The sequence below is a fragment of the Psychrobacter sp. CR212 genome (genome assembly GCF_059693765.1).
The window spans coordinates 32,323-49,289 of the sequence record NZ_JCATIF010000003.1 but is presented as its reverse complement, the minus strand read 5'-3'; the positions used below and the strand labels follow the sequence as shown (position 1 = coordinate 49,289).

Below are 16,967 nucleotides of genomic sequence, written 5' to 3'. Positions count from 1 at the left end.
GTTACTTTATTCATTAATAAGGATTATTATGAACGTGGTTGCCAGTTACCAGTATGAAACATTACAAGTGCGTGTCGTAGACAATATATTAACGGTCACCTTAAATCGTCCAAATAAAAAAAATGCCATGAGCTTTCAAGTCATAGATGAGCTGATTATGGTGGCAGAGCGCATTAGCAAAGACAAAACGATACGCGCGGTTATTTTAAATGGTGCAGAAGGCACATTCTGTGCAGGTATTGATTTAGGGGATTTAAACCATCCAAAAAACCAAGTCTTTGCCATTTGGGAGCTTATTAAGCCTTGGCAAAGCTCGTTTCAACGCGTCTGCTTAATATGGCGTGATCTGCCAGTACCCGTTATTGCTGTACTAGAAGGCTACTGTATTGGCGCTGGGCTACAATTGGCCTTGGCCTGTGATGTGCGTATTAGCCACCCAGATTGTCAGCTGTCTATTATGGAGGCCAAATGGGGTTTGGTACCGGACATGGGATTGACGCAATCGGCCTTTGGGGTAGTACGAGAAGACGTTCTCAAAGAGCTTGCCATGACTGCGCGCATCATTAATGCCAATGACGGCAAAGAATTAGGATTAATCAGTCATTGTAGTGAGGCGCCGCTTGAGCAAGCACGGCAGCTGGCGGCTGAGTTTGCTGAGCGTTCTCCTGACGCTGTGCTAGCGAGCAAACGCGTAATCAATGCGATGTATGAGCAGCCTGCAACTACCTTATATAAAGAAAAAATCTGGCAAATTAAGATGATGCTTGGACGCAATCGCAAGCTGGCCCTTAGAAAAGCAAAGCAAGCCAGCACCATATTTAGCAAACGTCAGTTCCGCTAAAACTTTCTCAGTTTTGGTAGATATTGTCTTAAGGATTTTATCTGAGACAATTTCGGCCTCAGTACTTAGATTAAAAGTACGCCAGACATATTTTGATAAATTACGTTGATTGTTTTTAGTTGTTAAGGCTTGTTTCATTAGTCCCTTATGGCTATTGAAATACGAGTGGACAGCACGATATAACACTGTCCGCTTGCACAGATTTAGATAAAGATGCACTATTGTCGTTAAAATATCTATTTCATGCATCTTACAAGCGCTTAAGTAATCATCACTATATAAATGGTCTAACTATGTCTGCCCCAAAGTCCTCTCTCCCAAATAAACCTATCGCCTCCGAACGAGTACGTTCTGCTGATCTGCCTGTTGCATGGATTATGATGCTGGGATTAATGGTTGCGGTAGGACCGTTATCCATTGATATGTACCTGCCTGCGCTACCATCAATGGCAGATGATTTTGGCGTATCTACGGCATTTATGGCCAACTCTGTGCCAGCGTATTTTTTGGGTTTGGTATTCGGGCAGTTATTTTATGGCCCTTTTAGTGATCGTGTTGGCCGTGTTAAGCCTTTATACATAGGTATGACACTATATGTGATCGCGTCCATTCTTTGTGCGACCACTGACAATGAATATGTATTATTTGTAGGGCGAACGATGCAGGCATTGGGCGCTTGTGTAGGGGCAGTGGTGACCCGAGCTGCTATTAGAGATCGCCTAACCGCCAAGCAAACCGCAAAAGCTTTTTCGATTATGATTTTGGTTATGGGCTTAGCACCCATATTAGCGCCGTCGCTTGGTGCACTATTTTTACAGTTTTTTGATTGGCATTCCATTTTCTGGTTTTTGGCCGCTTTTGGTGCCCTAAATTTATTGCTTACTAAGTTTTTCTTTTTTGAGACATTGACCGAAGAAAATCGTAATGTGCGTCCTGCAAAAGAGGTGCTTAGTCAGTATTGGGATTTATTAAAAGATCCAACCTTTAACTATCCAGCGATTGGTGGAGGGTTGTTGATGGGTGCGATGTTCGTCTATATCAGCTCAGCCTCTGAGCTTATCATGGATACCTATGGTGTATCGGCGACGCACTTTGGCTGGCTGTTTGGAATGAATGCAGCAGGGTTTGTGGGTTTGACTCAGTTGAATCAGTGGTTGACCAATCGCTTTCGTATTTTGAGCATATTACGCTTTGGGACGATGATGCAGGTGCTCTCTGCAGGCACGTTGTTTTTTGTCGGTATATTTTTGGGGACCGATGCTTGGTTGCCACTGGTGCTAGCGTGTATTTTCTTTTGTATTGCAGGCTTGGGATTGACCCAGCCAAACGCCTCAGCGATTGCGCTGGCTTTTCAAAAGCAGCGTGCGGGTATGGCAAGCGCGCTGCAAGGCTCGCTGATGTTTTCAGTGGGTATTTTTGGTGGTTTATTATTAAACTTATTCCCTCTCAATCCAGTGTTAAAAATCGGTATTGCACTTTTTGTCCTGATGAGCTTGGGTGCGTTTTTAATCTGGCAGATAGACCGTAACCTAAATCTTGACGATGCAGAGTAAGTATAAGGTTTCATCGTAAATTAAGTACTCATAAAAAGCACCCATACGTTTAGAGCGTATGGGTGCTTTTTTATGTCTGCTATTAATTTGTATATAAAATTTTCTTTTTGATAAAGCTTTTTCTACAAGTTCTATAAATATTAATAATATATATATTGTATAGATATATATGAATTATTATGTATATATAACTAATTGTATATAACTGTCAAACATTATTATTGCAATTGTAAAGTTAGGTAAGTATTATCTAACGTAACTTTCTGTAAGTAAATATTATAGGAATATTGCTTAACCTCTCTAGATTGTCATTCATTAAATTGCATAACCACATTAATTCTCAAGGATAGATTATGAAGCAGCTATACCGAATATTACCAGTCTTTTTAAGCGTAGGTATCTTTGGATGCAGCAACTCTAGTACACCAGAAAGTACTGCTGCTGAGAACACGCCTGCAGAAGGGCAGGAGGAGTTTGTCAGTAGCCTTCCAGATTCAGCGCCAGTTTTAAAAGTAGCAACCACAGGGACCATGCCTCCTTTCTCGTTCCAGGATGACTATGGCAATATGCAGGGCATTGACATTGACTCTATTCGCGCGCTTGGCGAAGAAGAAGGGTTCAAAGTCGAGTTTTATAAAGAAACGTGGCAAAACATGTTCGACACAGTAGAGTCGGGCAGTCGTGATTTAGCGATTTCAGGCATCTCTTATAAAGATGAGCGTGATGCTAAGTACGGGTTGTCTCAGCCTTACTTCTTTAACCCTGCCGCCATCATGTATGCAAAACCAGAATTGAATATTAACAGCCTAGATGATTTGCAAGGCAAAAACATCTCTGCAATGGAAGGCTCTAAGCAGGTCGATCAAGCACAGCAAATGGGTAAGTACAACAACTTCTCAACCAGAACGACTGCCTTTTTATTGTATGAAGATTTAATGCAAGGCAAAGTAGATGCGATTTTGCATGATCTACCTATCTTGCAATATACGGCAAAAAACCATCCTGAGCAAAAAGTAACCATCGTTCCTTATGAAGGGCAAGACAATCCATCAGCACAGCAGGTTATTTTGATGGCAAAAGGTAATACTGAGCTCATTAACAAAATCAATGACGGTATTACCAAGCTAAAAGCGGAAGGTAAGTTTAAAGAGATTGAAGCTCGCTGGCTTGGTGAGACTACAAGTCCAACGGCTAGTGCTTCTGCCACCACTGAACAAGCAAACTAAGGGACGTTTGATATGGCTACAATAAATAATGGAGATAACAAACGTTATCGCGGCTTGATTATTTCGATTGCACTGTTTTTGTCTTTGATCGGTGCTTTGCTTGTATTTACTTTCTATACCTCAAGCTTGCTTGAAAGAAACACGGTATTGATTGATCAGACCAACCAAGTGGCAAACAGCGCACAGTCAGTTATTAAAGATTTGTTCGATTTGGATAGCAGTTACGGTGAAGATACCAGCTCGCCGCACATTCAGCGTGTATTGGAGCGTTTGGAACAGAATACAGCACTGATTAACAATACGTTGACGGCTATCGGAGAAGGCGGCACGATTACCGACGATGCTGACGGCAAAACGTACAAATTACCGAGCGTTAGCGGTAGTGCGCAAGAAAATGTACAAGCGGCAAACGAGCAATGGCAGCTACTTGAGCCTAGAATTGAAACTTACTTAAAAGATGCTGATAACGTACTGGTCGATTCATCAGATGATTTGACTCAGGCGGTAGAGCAGGCAAAAACCTCAAGTTTGCTAATGAACGAATCATTAGATGATTTGACCAACGAAGTGTTTGATGATGCAGAGCGCCAAGCCAATACCATTCGTCTAATTCAGGCACTTGGGGTTGTTGCGATTTTTGCTTACTTCTTGATCTTCGTATTCTTCTTTGTACGCCGCTTACGTGAGACGGATGCTGAGGCATTTGCGGCTCGTCGTGAAACGCAAGAGATTATGGAAACGGTAAATACAGGTCTATTCCTACTGGACAAAGACTTAAATATTGGTCAGCAGCACTCGCGCGCGCTTAACGGTATTGTCGGCTCTGATAGGCTAGCAGGAGAAAACTTTACCAACGTCTTGCGTGGTCGTATTTCTGACAAAGATCTTAAGACCACTCAGCAGTTCATTGAGCAGCTTTATAATCCTCGAGTTAAAGAAAAATTGGTAGATTCTCTAAATCCTTTGCACAAAGTGATGCTACATAACAGCTCTGATGATAAAGGACTTAACAATCGCTTCTTAGACTTTAAATTCTCACGTGTGTATGAAGATAAAGACATTGCGCGTATTTTGGTTAACGTCAACGATGTGTCAGATGCTGTTTACTTAGAACAGCGTTTAGAAAAAGAGCGCTCGCAAAACGATATGCAGATTGAGATGTTAACCACTATCTTGAATGTAAATCCAAAAATCATTAATGAGTTCATTAGCAATACCCAAGCGCATATCGAGCGTATGAACAACATCTTGAAAAACCCTGGTAGCTCACAATACGAGCTTGAAGGCAAACTAAATGCGATCTATCGTGAAATGCACAGCTTGAAAGGTGAGGCTTCTGCGTTGAAATTGCATAGCTTTACCAAAATCGCGTCAGAAGCAGAAGATAAGCTGCATGCATTGCAAAATCAAGGTCAGCTATCGGGTAATGATTTCTTACAGTTGGCAGTACACTTAGATGACTTACTAAGTCTATCAAATACCATTGCGACCTTGGGTGAACGCATCAACCGCTCAGCACCACCTAAAGCGGCGACAGCAAAAACAACCATAGCGTCTAGTGATGATATCTTAAGCAATAGTGTGTCAAAAGCGCCGGTTGCAAACCATCAGTCAGTGAACAGCATCGATACTGATGGTGGTCTAGAAATTGATTTAGATAATGAAAACGATGATCGACTGTCTTTTTACAATGAGTTTGCAAAAGAGATCGCTGCCAGACAAGGTAAGCATGTGCAGCTAAAAAGCACGACAATGGCGCAAACTCACATACCAGAGCACCTTGCCAAGCCAATTAAAGAAATCAGTATTCAGTTGCTACGTAACGCGGTTGTGCACGGTATCGAAACCCCAAGTGTTCGTCATTCGGCTGGTAAGCCTGAAGTCGGTACGATTGATTTGGAAGTACAAGACAATGGTTCAGATGTCACACTAGTAGTACAAGATGATGGCCAAGGTATCGACTATGAAAGCATCCGTAATAAGCTAAGCAAAGAAGGTCGCTTCAGTGAGGAAGAAGCAAGCCAGCTCAGTCAAGGCGATTTACTCAAGCAGTTATTTTCTTCTGGGTTCTCTACCAAAGAAAACGCAGATGAAGATGGTGGGCGCGGGGTTGGACTGGATATCATCAAAGCACAAGTAAAAGACTACAATGGCAAGCTGAACGTAAATAGTGAGCTGGGTCAAATGACACGGTTTGTCATTACTTTACCAAAAGCTTAATTAAAAACAGTAACGATATTGTCAGGGACGACAAGCATTTCATTAAAGGTAATAGAGAAGTTATGCATAAATTAATGATTGTTGATGATTCAAATATTATCAGAAACCGTATTCAGCGCGCATACGACTCAGGAAAGTTTATGCTGGTTGCAACAGCGACTAGCGGCGTTCAAGCCATTGAAAAATTTAACATTCATCGTCCTAACGTGATCACCATGGACTTGACCATGCCACAAATGGACGGACTTGAGTGTATCGAAAAAATCATTGCGATTGATCCTGATGTACGTATTTTGGTCGTATCAGCGTTGTCTGATAAGGCCACTGGTATCGAAGCTTTATCACTAGGTGCCAGCGGTTTCTTGTGCAAGCCTTTCTCAGAAGAGGAGCTCGTGGAGTCTTTGTATGAGCTGATGCAAGACTAATACCATTCATCGATTAAAGCAGATGTCATTATGAAAGAACAAAAGCTACAGATTTTTTTGAGTATTATTAGTAACTATTTTAATCAGTTTGGTGGAGAAGAGCTAATTGCTGATACGCCTTACTTGTTAGAAAACAAACAGCCAAAAGTCCACGATTATACAGGTGTTATTGGTATATCAGGTGGACAAAAAGGCGTGGTGTATTTTTCGGCAACTCGTCAATTACTGTCTTCAATATTGGATAGCATGGGTGAAGCTGATAAGAGTGAGGAAAACTACATCGATTTGGCTGGTGAAGTTGCCAACACGATTTCGGGTAATGCGCGTAAAGAGTTCGGCTCTGAATTTCATATCTCTGTGCCGTTTGTGTTCAAAGGCGCACCGCAAAGTATTGTGTTGCCGAACGATGAGCGTTCTTTTATCATTCCCATCACTTGGCACTCACAAGTTGGCGAGATTGTGGTTTGTTTGCAGGACTAATACTGCCACCACGTAATACAGATGGATATTAATATATTATGTTTAAAGTAGAAAAGTTGGGTGTGTTTCTAAGCTCGATCAATGCGTTCTTTGCGCAGATCGACGGCTCAGAAGTATCTATCGATACCCCTTATTTGAACAACAATAAAACGGCAATTGGTTTTGATTATAGTGGTGTCATTAAGATATCAGGGCCTCTTGAAGGCTGTGTCTATGTCAGTGCACCAAGCGTAATGTTGCGAGAAGTGATAAATGTGATGGGTGAGCCTGACTCTTCGATCACGATGATGAAAGACTTGCTGGGTGAAATGGCCAATACTATCTCTGGTAATGCCCGTACAGAATTTGGTTCTGAATTCATTATCTCTCCGCCGCAGATTGTTGAAAGCGCACCAAGTGTGTCTTACTTACCTAGAGATCGCCAAAGCTATATCACGCCATTCACATGGCGCGGTTACAAGGCTGTGATTGGTATCTGTATTGCATAATCTAAGATGAAACCATTCATATAAAGTCTAAAGCCAGAAATAAAAAGCGATACGAATGTGTCGCTTTTTTTATTGCACTACCGATCTACTGTGTCTGTAACGTATTGAGGCACTATGAATAAACTGCTGGAGACTTTAAGGTATTATGTGATAAAATATAGCGCAGCTATTTTCATAGTTTAGATATAATTAGTTTAAACGTACAATGGCTTATTTTTGAAACCAACCAATGACACACACATCATGGCAAAAAATTGCTGGGTGTTTGGCGACTTGATTAATTTGCGAACCATTAGGGCTTTAGTAATAAAGACTAGTCAGTAGCAGATGCGTGTCGCCAAATAGGCTGTTTTTGTGATGTGGAGGCATAACCCAACCAATAGGATATATTATCATGGCTACAAAGAATCCAACCAAAATCGAAATGCGCGACTTACTACAAGCTGGCGCTCACTTTGGTCACCAAACACGTTTTTGGAACCCAAAAATGGGTCCATACATCTTTGGCGCACGTAACAAAATCCATATCATCAACTTAGAGCACACCGTAAAAGCGTTCAACGAAGCGTTGACTTACGTAAACGGCCTAGCTGCTAAGAAAAACAAAGTATTGTTTGTTGGTACTAAACGTGCTGCAAGCGGTATCGTACGTGAGCAGGCAGCTCGTGCTGGTATGCCTTACGTTGACCATCGCTGGTTAGGTGGTATGTTGACTAACTGGAAAACACTACGCCAGTCAATCAACCGTCTAAAAGAGCTAGAAAAGCAATCAGAAGATGGTACTTTTGCGAAGCTAACCAAGCGTGAAGCGCTAGAGCGTACCCGCGATATGGAAAAACTTGAGCGTTCACTAGGCGGTATCAAAGATATGGGCGGCCTACCTGATGCTATCTTCGTTGTAGACGTAGATCACGAAGCAATCGCTATTAAAGAAGCTAAAAACCTAGGTATCCCAGTTATCGGTATCGTTGATACTAACTCTAGCCCAGACAACGTTGACTACATCATCCCAGCTAACGATGATGCTATCCGTGCTGTGACTTTGTACGTAACTTCTATGGCTGATGCTATCATCGCTGGTAAAGAATACGCACAAACTCAAGCTGGCGGTAAAGCTGAGCAAGCACCTGCTACTGAAGAAGCACCAGCTGCAGAAGAAGCTGCAACTCCAGCAGAGTAAATAGCTGAGTTAAAAAGTTTAACTTTGTAAGGATATCTTGATAGTGTGGCTATCAGCATCCATATAATGTTATGAACAGCGTATAAGCTCATAATAGGCATGATGTAGTTTTACTCGTCATGCCTTGTTATTGAATAGAGCATTATTAATGAGGCCGTTATACATAACCGAGTAGCTAATGGGCGAGTATTATCGCTCGTACTGGCTATAGCGCTATGTTTTTTAAGATGTTATCTTTTTGACATCATTGATGGCTATATTGGTAATGACTCAAAATGAGCGGTCTTGCTAGATTTAAAGTAACATTAAGATATCGAATAGACATTAATTCCTCTTATACATAACTATACTAAGGTGACTCTTATGACAGAAGTAAAAGTATCTGCCAAAATGGTAAAAGAACTGCGTGACCGTACTGGTCTTGGCATGATGGAATGTAAAAAAGCGTTAGAAGAATCAAACGGTGATGTTGAAGTTGCCATTGATAACCTACGTAAATCTGGTCAAGCAAAAGCAGCTAAAAAAGCGGGTAACATCGCAGCTGACGGCGCTATCATCATCGCTCAAGACGATAGCAAAGCGTTCTTGTTAGAAGTTAACTGCCAAACTGACTTCGTTGCAAAAGACGACAGCTTCACTGCTTTTGCAGAAAAAGTGGCTAACGTTGCACTAGAAAACAACGTCACTGACGTTGCTGCTATCTCTGAATTGCCTTATGGTGATGGTCAGACGGTTGAAGAAGCACGTGTATCTCTAGTACAAAAAATCGGTGAGAACATTCAGGTTCGCCGTGTTGAAGTACTTGAAGGCGCTAACATCGCTGCATACCGTCATGGTCTACGTATCGGTGTAGTGGTTTCTTATGAAGGTGGCGACGCTGAAACTGGTAAAAACCTTGCCATGCACATTGCAGCATTTAACCCTGTTGCTGTCGATGATGAAGACGTTGCTGCTGATGTATTGGCACGCGAAAAAGACATCATCGAAGCCAAAGCAAAAGAGTCTGGCAAGCCTGACAACATCGTTGAAAAAATGATCGAAGGTGGCCTACGTAAGTACCTAGACGAAGTAACTTTGCTACGTCAGCCATACGTTATGGACAACGACAAAAAAGTTGGTGATGTCCTAAAAGCGGAAGGCGTAAAAGTGCTTGGTTTCAAACGTCTAGAAGTTGGTGAAGGCATTGAGAAGAAGCAAGAAGACTTCGCTGCTGAAGTTGCTGCAACTCAGGCTGCTAATAAGTAAGCACCAAGTAAGAACTAAGTCATATTGGAAACTACTGTGAGTGCTGATTCAGCGCTCACAGTTTATCTTTATAACTGATGACCTATCAAGATATAAAGCGTCCAAGCACAAAAAAGCCCGTTAAGAAATTAACGGGCTTTTTTGTGTCTGGCTTTTTAGGTCGCCGCTCTATTTCATTTCTAGCTTAGCGTAAAGCATCATAAGCTGAGTTAGCATAGCTGGCACTATTCACATTATTGCTAGTGCCGTAACTGACGTTGCGCAATCCACTGTTAATGCTGCTACTTGTTTGATTGCTGGCACTCATACTGGCGCCAGATAGCCCAGCATCATTCTTATACAAGCTATGATAACGGCTCATGACTCTTTGTACATAGTTACGGGTTTCTTTAAAAGGAGGAATACCGCCGTATTTATCGACATTACCTTCACCTGCATTGTAGCCAGCTACTGCATGTTCGACATTGTTATTGAAACGGCGCATGAGCCAAGCGATATATTTGGCTGAGCCTTCAATATTGTCTGCAGGGTTCCAAGGGTTACTTACATTAAAGCGACGAGCCGTCGCTGGCATTAACTGCATGAGGCCTTGCGCACCGACAGGTGAGCGAGCATTGGGATTGAAAGCAGATTCGGTATGCATCATTGCTTTCATAAGGGCAGGATCTACGCCATTACGTTCAGCAGAGGCGCGAATGTAGCTGTCGTAAGCATTGCGGCTACCACTCTTGCTAGCGGCACTGCTACCATAGTCATTGCTACTATTAATGCCGTCATACATTTTAGAGTCTTTATAATAAGTGACTTTAACTTTCTTAGTGAATTTATCAAAATTGCCACTAGGATTGACGTTGGTCAGTAGTACTTGTCCAGCTTTGTCTTTATAGATATACATATTGCCAGCGTTGGCAGCAGTAGAAAAAGTAGAGAGGGCAATCGCACTTAATAAAATAGGAGACAAACAGCGAGTAATCAAAGTAGCAGTATTTATCATAGTGTTATCACTTTTTATCGAATAATAGCAAATTGTTTTGCCTATAGACGCGTCATTTTACGCGCTTAAGCGGTCATCGGGGTTGCAGGATTTTATAGCTCGTCATCGATATAGCCACCTAGCAAATACCACGTTTAACAAGAACCACTTGCAATAGATACAAAAAATAATAGTTGCTTACTATAACATATAATAACTTTTTGCCGCATCAGATTGACAAAATAAGTTGTAAAATCAAATTTTTATCGTTAAACAAACTTAAATAAATCAAAGTGCTATATTTTTGAAGATTGTTAAATATCTGTTTATATTGGATTATAGGCAAGCACTTTTTTGATGCATACCTTATTTTAATTCTCTAAAATGCAAAGGTGATGACAATGGTTGGATGAGCCAAATGTCATGTCTATTAGTCTCGTTACTGAGTAAGCAATAACAATAAAAATAATGATTGAAATGATGAAAAAGTGCTCAGTCATCTGTCAAAGCGGTAAGCAAAATCAGTCTAGATGCCTAACGCACTGATAAATACAGGCACCCAAATGGCAGTCACTAAACCATTGACTGCCAGTCCAAATGCCGCATATCGTCCTGCCGTATGGCTGATTTGCCACGCTTCTACTGTACCAAATGCGTGAGCCGCCAGCCCTAGCGCGAGACCCTTAGCTCGATCATCATTGATACCGCGAAACAAAAAACGGGCGACAGCGCCGCCAATGAGACCTGAGACGATGATGATCAGGTTCGCCAGTGCTAATGGCGCATTGATTAAGTCTGCAACACTGAGGCCAATGGGAGTAGTCACAGAACGGGTAGCAAAAGCAAGTATGCTGTCGTGACTCAATGAAAATAGATAAGCCAATGACATGGGCAGTAGGGCGCCAATGACACTAGCAATAGCAACGATCAAAGAGAGCTTTTTGACAGGCAGTCCTTTAAAGTTCATTGCGGCTAGTGGTACCGCCAAAAGTACTGTGACATATCCTAATAGATGATCGAATATAGGCTTTGCCGCGCTGTAGTAATTGTCATAATCCCATTGCAATAAAAATAAGAAGACCAGTACCAAAACGAGCGCAGTAATTACCATTGGTAACCATGATAATTTACGCGCTAACACACGTGCAATGACGTGTGCCGCCAAGGTTAGAAGTACGGCTGCTAAGGTCGCCATAAATACGCTGTCAAAAGTCATAATATCTCTCCGCAGCTCACGGCTGTTCCTTTTGCTGATTAGTCGTGCCGCTGTCGGCATTGGCATCTTGATTCAACCAGCGATTGGCCAGTAGCGCGAGTCCCCACATCGGTATGAGCGTGCTTACTATCATTGTGACCATCACGCCCAACAGCTCATCTCCTAGCGCGAATAGCAGTAAGCCTGCACCCGCTGAGACGGGCAGAAATGCAAAACCACTATCGACGAGGAGGGTGTTACTGGCTTGAGTGAGCCAGTTAGGCAACCCTTCGAGCAATCGCCATATCATCAAGATAACAAACATCGCCACCAAGCCGACAATATTGGCGGCTTTTTCGATACCTGCCAACTGACAAAGAACCACAGCCGTCTCTCGGACAACGATAACCATGGTCAACGTTAAAATTAACGAAATCCATAGCGGGAGATGGGAGGAGTGAGCAGGCTTCATAAGCAGTGTGGCCAAGTCAGATATAGGTGATGAGTTTATAAAAACGAGCGGGCGATGGTATCAATAATATAACGTGAAAAATAATATTATGAACGCTGATAATAGATAGACAGTAGTGACATTTCAACTTTTGAGTGGCGAGTATTACCTATCAATATTTGTTGAATGTATAACCGTTGATTATATAGAGAATAAGCTTACTAATAAAGCTTGTAGACACATTCAAAAAAATAGACGATATCGATTGATACCGTCTATGCTATTTTAACCTACTGTATAAAAGATTGCTGTCTAACAGTATGAATCAAAGGTTTACTTATCTATTGACGTCAACAATCGTTTTTCAGCAGCGACTATTTTTCAGAATCAGCGGTTTGTGAATTGAGCGCATTAAATTCGTCAAATGCTCTTTCTTCTTCTGCTGTCATCGTCGGCTCTTCAACTTCATGTCCGTCGGGCTGCTCAAATTCCTCAAGTACTGGCATCAGCAATGTTGCTTGTGCAAGCGGTAATACATCGGTGGGCTTGAGATTGGCTTGTCCGAGTAGTTGTCTTAGTCTATCGCTTGGCAAGCGAATCGTCAAGCACTCATGGCCGCTATCATCATAGCTTTCTTCTTCAATAACACCAAGCTCGTACAAGGTATTTTTTAACTGTCCTGCATGATAGGGTAGCGTCAAATCAAAAGTGGTCAATGTGCCAGTTAGTAGCTGCTGCACGGCTAATGACAACTCTTCTATGCCTAAGTTCTCTTTAGAAGACACATAGACACGATTAGGTTGACCTTCGCTAGCATAACCAATACGTGCAGGCTCGTCAGTCAAATCAATCTTATTATAAACATTGAGTACCGGCACATCGTTATCAATTTCAGCCAGTACCTCTTTGACCGCCTGAATTTGCTCATGCATATCTTCACTAGAAGAATCGATGACGTGTAATAATAAGTCCGCCTCTAGCGTCTCTTCTAGCGTTGCATGAAAGGATTCAACCAATTCATGCGGCAAATGACGGACAAAACCTACCGTATCAACCAATACCACACGACCAACGCCTTGCCAGTCTAAGCGGCGTAGCGTTGGATCGAGTGTCGCAAATAGCTTATCAGCTGCGTAGATATTTTCATCGACTAAGCGATTAAATAAAGTGGATTTGCCCGCATTGGTATAACCAACCAGTGAGATAGTCGGTACGTCTGATTTTTGGCGACGTGCCCGGCCCTGAGCACGAGTCTGTCTGACCTTCTCAATTCTACTTTTGAGCTGCATGACGCGCACTTGTAGCAAGCGACGATCGGTCTCAAGCTGGGTTTCGCCGGGGCCACGCAAGCCAATACCCCCTTTTTGACGTTCCAAATGCGTCCAACCACGGACCAGACGCGTCGATAAATGGTTCAGCTGAGCCAGCTCTACTTGTAGCTTACCTTCGTAAGTACGAGCCCGCTGAGCAAAAATATCCAAAATCAAACCAGTACGATCCAAGACGCGGCACTTCACCAAAGCTTCGATATTACGCTCTTGTGAAGGCGACAAGCTGTGGTTAAACAGTACAATATCCGCATCATGCTCGCGCACCAGTTCTGCAATTTCCTCCGCTTTACCGCTACCAACGAAATACTTGGCGTCAGGGCGTGCACGTGAGCCTGTGACCAGTGCCAAGCGATCGGCACCTGCTGAATCTGCTAGTAGTTCAAACTCATTGAGATCGTCAGGATCTTGAATTTGGCGAATGTCTAAATGTACTAAAATGGCGCGCTCGCCACCTTCATGTCTTTCAAAATAATCCAAAGAGTATCACCTATGTAATAAAGTAAATGTCTCGCTATCAGTAGCTCAATAAGGCTTGGCATAGCGTTCATATGAGTATCTATATGTGGTCTTATCACTTGATATTAAAGGGTATGAGCACAATTAGCGATGGTTTTATGTTACAGCGATGACTGGGATTAATTTTTTATAAATCTGCTTTATTGCCCGTTTGTATAAAAGTGAGCAGCCACTGAATGGATACCCTATCACTGAGCGTATGAACTTTGTTATACTGGGCTCGTTTTTTTGACTATTAAACACCCGTTATTTAATCATGAGGGCGAAGATGAGCCAAGCTAAATCAAGCTTTTCACTCAGACGACAGTTGGGACGCGGTAAGCAAATTGCTGGTATGACCACCACCATCGCTGGTGGTATGCGTGCCGCTCAACGCATTGGGGCATTTAAGCAGCCACCACGCGAAAAACTACCACGCTACATCCAAACGTTTTGTCGCAAGATGGCAGGCTCATTTGGGGTCAAGGTCGTTGAAGTCGAACCAGTAAAGCAACATCACGGCCTGTGGGTATCGAATCATGTATCATGGATGGATATTCCTGTCGTGGGCACTGTGAGTCCAGCATTCTTTTTATCCAAAGCTGAGATTGGTGAGTGGCCTGTGTTCGGTAAGCTCGCGCATGCGGCAGGCACACTTTTCATCGAGCGCGGCTCCGGTGATGCAGGCTCCGTATCCTCACAAATAGCTGATTTCTTAGCCAAAGGTTTTTCGGTGATTTTCTTCCCTGAGGCGACCACCACCAGTGGCAAAAAAATCAAGCGTATTCATGGGACATTGCTCCAGTCAGCGATAGATGCTGACGTGCCTGTTAGACCCATTGTTATTGCCTATGTCGATAAAGATGGCACGCTTAGCGACGCGCTGCCATACTATGGCAAGATGACAATGAAGGACAGCATGAAAAAAGTGCTCGATAGCAAAGATGTCACCGCGTATGTATTGCCATTGGCGCCGCTAGATCCAAAAGGCTGTACCAAAAGTGAGCTGACTAATTTGTTGCAAGCACGTATGCAAGAAGGGTTGGCAGAACTGCATTCACGAGTACTTCGTGTACCCGTTGAAGATTGATTGGTCATATATAGTTAAGCCAGTTTAGTTAATAAAAAGGCGCAAATCGCGAGTTATATGACTGCGATTTTCGCCTTTTTTGTGTCTATAATAAATGCAGGTGTAGCAATTTATAGATAGCTGATCTAGATCGAACTAAGGGGATGGATTGGGATGTTGTGTGTGTACCGCTTCAATCGCTTCCAATACATCTGCTGTTAGCTCCACATTGACACTATCAATGTTTGACTTGAGCTGTTCGGTTGTCGTCGCGCCAATGATATTGCTAGTGACAAAGTGACGTGAATTGACAAAAGCCAATGACATTTGCGCCATGTCCAACCCAGCATCAGCGGCGATCTTTGCATATTGCTCGGTTGCTGATAGCGCTTGCTCATTGGTATAACGGGCAAAGCGATCATACATCGTCAAGCGTGCGCCATCTGGACGCTTGCCATCGAGATATTTACCAGACAATACGCCAAAACCAAGTGGCGAGTAAGCAAGTAGCCCCACGTTTTCGCGATGGGCAATCTCAGCCATACCAACTTCGTATAAACGGTTTAATAGGCTATATGGGTTTTGCACCGTGATAGGCGCGATCAAGCCATTTTTATCCGCTTCCCATAGATAGCGCATGAGTCCCCATGCCGTATCGTTTGATAAACCATAAGCACGAATGCGACCTTTTTTGATTTCATCATTTAAGGCCTGAATGGTCTCTAAAAATGGTGTTAAGTCATCTAATGACTGTGCTGCCATGTCCTCTGTATAGCCGCGCTGACCAAAAAAGTTTGTCTTACGCTCAGGCCAATGTAGCTGATAAATATCGATATAATCGGTTTGCAAGCGCTCAAGATTGCCATCAATAGCGCTGCTGATATGCTGCGCGTTAAAGCGTGTTTGACCATCACGCAAAAAATCCATTGGTGATATTTTGCTGGCAAGGATGACTTTGTCACGCTGTTTGGTTTTATCAAACCAAGTACCCATGAATCGTTCGGTATCACCTTGTCTGTCTTTATTTGGTGGTGATGGATACATCTCTGCTGTATCCCAAAAGTTGACGCCCTCAGAGAGTGCCATGTCCATTTGCTCATGTGCTTGAGCTTTATTATTTTGCTGTCCCCAAGTCATCGTACCTAGACAGATCTTAGATACTTTTTCATCGAGCTGCGGTAACGTTGTATATTGCATTCGATTGTCCTTTCTCGTTTTTTTATTGTGGATTGTGCGTTTGGACAACTACATAAGTTGTATACCAGTGACGCCAGGTGGTGTGACCTTAAAGATTTTTACTTTAAATAATACGTCTTGCCCAGCCAGCGGATGATTGAAGTCGACTTCGACTTGGTCATCATCAATGGCGCTGATCGTACCGGGCAAGGTGTTTTTGCCTTTGTCTTCGAATTCAACCATCATACCGACTTCTGGATTGTCAGCGACGAGCGCAAATTGAGTACGGCTAAAGTGTTGGATGTTTTCAGGGTTCCATTCACCAAATGCCTGCTCTGGCTCAAGGTGAGCGGTACGAGTGTCGCCTGCGCGTAGATTCATAAGTACCTGCTCAAACCCTGGCAACAAGCTTTCATCGCCGATAGTCAAAGAGACGGGCGCATCACGACTAAACGTTGAGTCAATGACCGTGCCGTTTTCTAATGAAACTTCAAAGTGTAGGCTAACAAGGCTACCAAAGGTGATGCGCGTGTCTTCATTTGGATTAATAAATTGAGATTGGGTCATAATAAAAAGCCATCGGTTGCTGGAATAAAAGAATAGAAAATAATGAGTTGGA

16 protein-coding genes are annotated in these 16,967 nt (G+C 42.8%); 10 read left to right on the top strand and 6 right to left on the bottom strand.

The features are described 5' to 3' along the window. Nucleotides 1–28: 28 nt before the first annotated feature. The 9 genes from AC58CZ_RS07515 (at nt 29) to tsf (ending at nt 9,658) form a co-directional block, all read left to right on the top strand. Nucleotides 29–841, top strand: a complete 813-nt coding sequence (locus tag AC58CZ_RS07515; protein ID WP_494224103.1) for a crotonase/enoyl-CoA hydratase family protein — start codon at nt 29–31, stop codon at nt 839–841. A gap of 293 nt (nt 842–1,134) precedes the next feature. Next, on the top strand, nt 1,135–2,394 hold the full coding sequence (locus AC58CZ_RS07510; protein WP_423609653.1) for a multidrug effflux MFS transporter: 1,260 nt from the start codon (nt 1,135–1,137) through the stop codon (nt 2,392–2,394). A gap of 353 nt (nt 2,395–2,747) precedes the next feature. Next, nucleotides 2,748–3,620, top strand: coding sequence for a transporter substrate-binding domain-containing protein (locus tag AC58CZ_RS07505; RefSeq protein WP_494224104.1), 873 nt, complete (start codon nt 2,748–2,750; stop codon nt 3,618–3,620). A 12-nt stretch (nt 3,621–3,632) separates the two neighbouring features. Then, nucleotides 3,633–5,840 carry an ATP-binding protein gene (locus tag AC58CZ_RS07500; protein ID WP_494224105.1) on the top strand — a complete coding sequence of 736 codons (2,208 nt, stop codon included), beginning with the start codon at nt 3,633–3,635 and terminating at the stop codon, nt 5,838–5,840. A gap of 62 nt (nt 5,841–5,902) precedes the next feature. After that, entirely contained in the window at nt 5,903–6,265 is a 363-nt protein-coding gene (locus tag AC58CZ_RS07495) for a response regulator (RefSeq protein ID WP_058025789.1), read from the top strand. A gap of 30 nt (nt 6,266–6,295) precedes the next feature. After that, a complete protein-coding gene (locus AC58CZ_RS07490) occupies nt 6,296–6,745 on the top strand; it encodes a chemotaxis protein CheX (protein WP_058025788.1) in 450 nt (149 codons plus the stop codon). A 38-nt stretch (nt 6,746–6,783) separates the two neighbouring features. Continuing rightward, nucleotides 6,784–7,233, top strand: a complete 450-nt coding sequence (locus AC58CZ_RS07485; RefSeq protein ID WP_058025787.1) for a chemotaxis protein CheX — start codon at nt 6,784–6,786, stop codon at nt 7,231–7,233. Between the two features lie 394 nt (nt 7,234–7,627). After that, complete coding sequence (gene rpsB, locus AC58CZ_RS07480; RefSeq protein WP_186475105.1) at nt 7,628–8,413, top strand: 30S ribosomal protein S2; 786 nt, start codon at nt 7,628–7,630, stop codon at nt 8,411–8,413. A gap of 363 nt (nt 8,414–8,776) precedes the next feature. Then, the gene (gene tsf, locus AC58CZ_RS07475) at nt 8,777–9,658 is read left to right on the top strand and encodes a translation elongation factor Ts (protein WP_494224106.1); all 882 of its coding nucleotides are present in this window, start codon (nt 8,777–8,779) and stop codon (nt 9,656–9,658) included. 184 nt (nt 9,659–9,842) lie between these two features. Here tsf and AC58CZ_RS07470 read toward each other — a convergent pair whose 3' ends face one another. The 4 genes from AC58CZ_RS07470 to hflX all read right to left on the bottom strand — a co-directional run bounded on the left by AC58CZ_RS07470 (nt 9,843) and on the right by hflX (nt 14,085). Then, nucleotides 9,843–10,652, bottom strand: a complete 810-nt coding sequence (locus AC58CZ_RS07470) for a lytic transglycosylase domain-containing protein (protein ID WP_075107657.1) — start codon at nt 10,650–10,652, stop codon at nt 9,843–9,845. A gap of 505 nt (nt 10,653–11,157) precedes the next feature. Further along, nucleotides 11,158–11,847, bottom strand: a complete 690-nt coding sequence (locus AC58CZ_RS07465; protein WP_075107845.1) for an LrgB family protein — start codon at nt 11,845–11,847, stop codon at nt 11,158–11,160. Between the two features lie 16 nt (nt 11,848–11,863). Continuing rightward, nucleotides 11,864–12,298 carry a CidA/LrgA family protein gene (locus AC58CZ_RS07460; protein WP_494224107.1) on the bottom strand — a complete coding sequence of 145 codons (435 nt, stop codon included), beginning with the start codon at nt 12,296–12,298 and terminating at the stop codon, nt 11,864–11,866. 353 nt (nt 12,299–12,651) lie between these two features. Further along, nucleotides 12,652–14,085, bottom strand: a complete 1,434-nt coding sequence (hflX, locus tag AC58CZ_RS07455; RefSeq protein ID WP_494224108.1) for a ribosome rescue GTPase HflX — start codon at nt 14,083–14,085, stop codon at nt 12,652–12,654. 307 nt (nt 14,086–14,392) lie between these two features. On the opposite strand from hflX, the gene AC58CZ_RS07450 reads away from it, so the two are divergent. Next, entirely contained in the window at nt 14,393–15,193 is an 801-nt protein-coding gene (locus AC58CZ_RS07450) for a 1-acyl-sn-glycerol-3-phosphate acyltransferase (protein ID WP_494224109.1), read from the top strand. A 135-nt stretch (nt 15,194–15,328) separates the two neighbouring features. On the opposite strand, the gene AC58CZ_RS07445 is transcribed toward AC58CZ_RS07450, so the two are convergent. Together AC58CZ_RS07445 and AC58CZ_RS07440 are read right to left on the bottom strand one after the other, a co-directional pair. Beyond that, a complete protein-coding gene (locus AC58CZ_RS07445) occupies nt 15,329–16,369 on the bottom strand; it encodes an aldo/keto reductase (protein ID WP_494224110.1) in 1,041 nt (346 codons plus the stop codon). A gap of 48 nt (nt 16,370–16,417) precedes the next feature. Next, a complete protein-coding gene (locus AC58CZ_RS07440; protein WP_186475099.1) occupies nt 16,418–16,915 on the bottom strand; it encodes an FKBP-type peptidyl-prolyl cis-trans isomerase in 498 nt (165 codons plus the stop codon). Nucleotides 16,916–16,967 lie beyond the last annotated feature (52 nt).

Excerpts from the sequence above, each read along its gene's own strand:
- AC58CZ_RS07495 (WP_058025789.1), top strand. The coding sequence starts at position 5,903 with ATGCATAAATTAATGATTGTTGATGATTCAAATATTATCAGAAACCGT.
- AC58CZ_RS07505 (WP_494224104.1), top strand. The coding sequence starts at position 2,748 with ATGAAGCAGCTATACCGAATATTACCAGTCTTTTTAAGCGTAGGTATC.
- AC58CZ_RS07485 (WP_058025787.1), top strand. The coding sequence starts at position 6,784 with ATGTTTAAAGTAGAAAAGTTGGGTGTGTTTCTAAGCTCGATCAATGCG.
- AC58CZ_RS07445 (WP_494224110.1), bottom strand. The coding sequence starts at position 16,369 with ATGCAATATACAACGTTACCGCAGCTCGATGAAAAAGTATCTAAGATC.
- AC58CZ_RS07470 (WP_075107657.1), bottom strand. The coding sequence starts at position 10,652 with ATGATAAATACTGCTACTTTGATTACTCGCTGTTTGTCTCCTATTTTA.
- AC58CZ_RS07500 (WP_494224105.1), top strand. The coding sequence starts at position 3,633 with ATGGCTACAATAAATAATGGAGATAACAAACGTTATCGCGGCTTGATT.
- AC58CZ_RS07515 (WP_494224103.1), top strand. The coding sequence starts at position 29 with ATGAACGTGGTTGCCAGTTACCAGTATGAAACATTACAAGTGCGTGTC.
- AC58CZ_RS07460 (WP_494224107.1), bottom strand. The coding sequence starts at position 12,298 with ATGAAGCCTGCTCACTCCTCCCATCTCCCGCTATGGATTTCGTTAATT.
- AC58CZ_RS07450 (WP_494224109.1), top strand. The coding sequence starts at position 14,393 with ATGAGCCAAGCTAAATCAAGCTTTTCACTCAGACGACAGTTGGGACGC.
- AC58CZ_RS07465 (WP_075107845.1), bottom strand. The coding sequence starts at position 11,847 with ATGACTTTTGACAGCGTATTTATGGCGACCTTAGCAGCCGTACTTCTA.
- rpsB (WP_186475105.1), top strand. The coding sequence starts at position 7,628 with ATGGCTACAAAGAATCCAACCAAAATCGAAATGCGCGACTTACTACAA.
- tsf (WP_494224106.1), top strand. The coding sequence starts at position 8,777 with ATGACAGAAGTAAAAGTATCTGCCAAAATGGTAAAAGAACTGCGTGAC.
- AC58CZ_RS07510 (WP_423609653.1), top strand. The coding sequence starts at position 1,135 with ATGTCTGCCCCAAAGTCCTCTCTCCCAAATAAACCTATCGCCTCCGAA.
- AC58CZ_RS07490 (WP_058025788.1), top strand. The coding sequence starts at position 6,296 with ATGAAAGAACAAAAGCTACAGATTTTTTTGAGTATTATTAGTAACTAT.
- AC58CZ_RS07440 (WP_186475099.1), bottom strand. The coding sequence starts at position 16,915 with ATGACCCAATCTCAATTTATTAATCCAAATGAAGACACGCGCATCACC.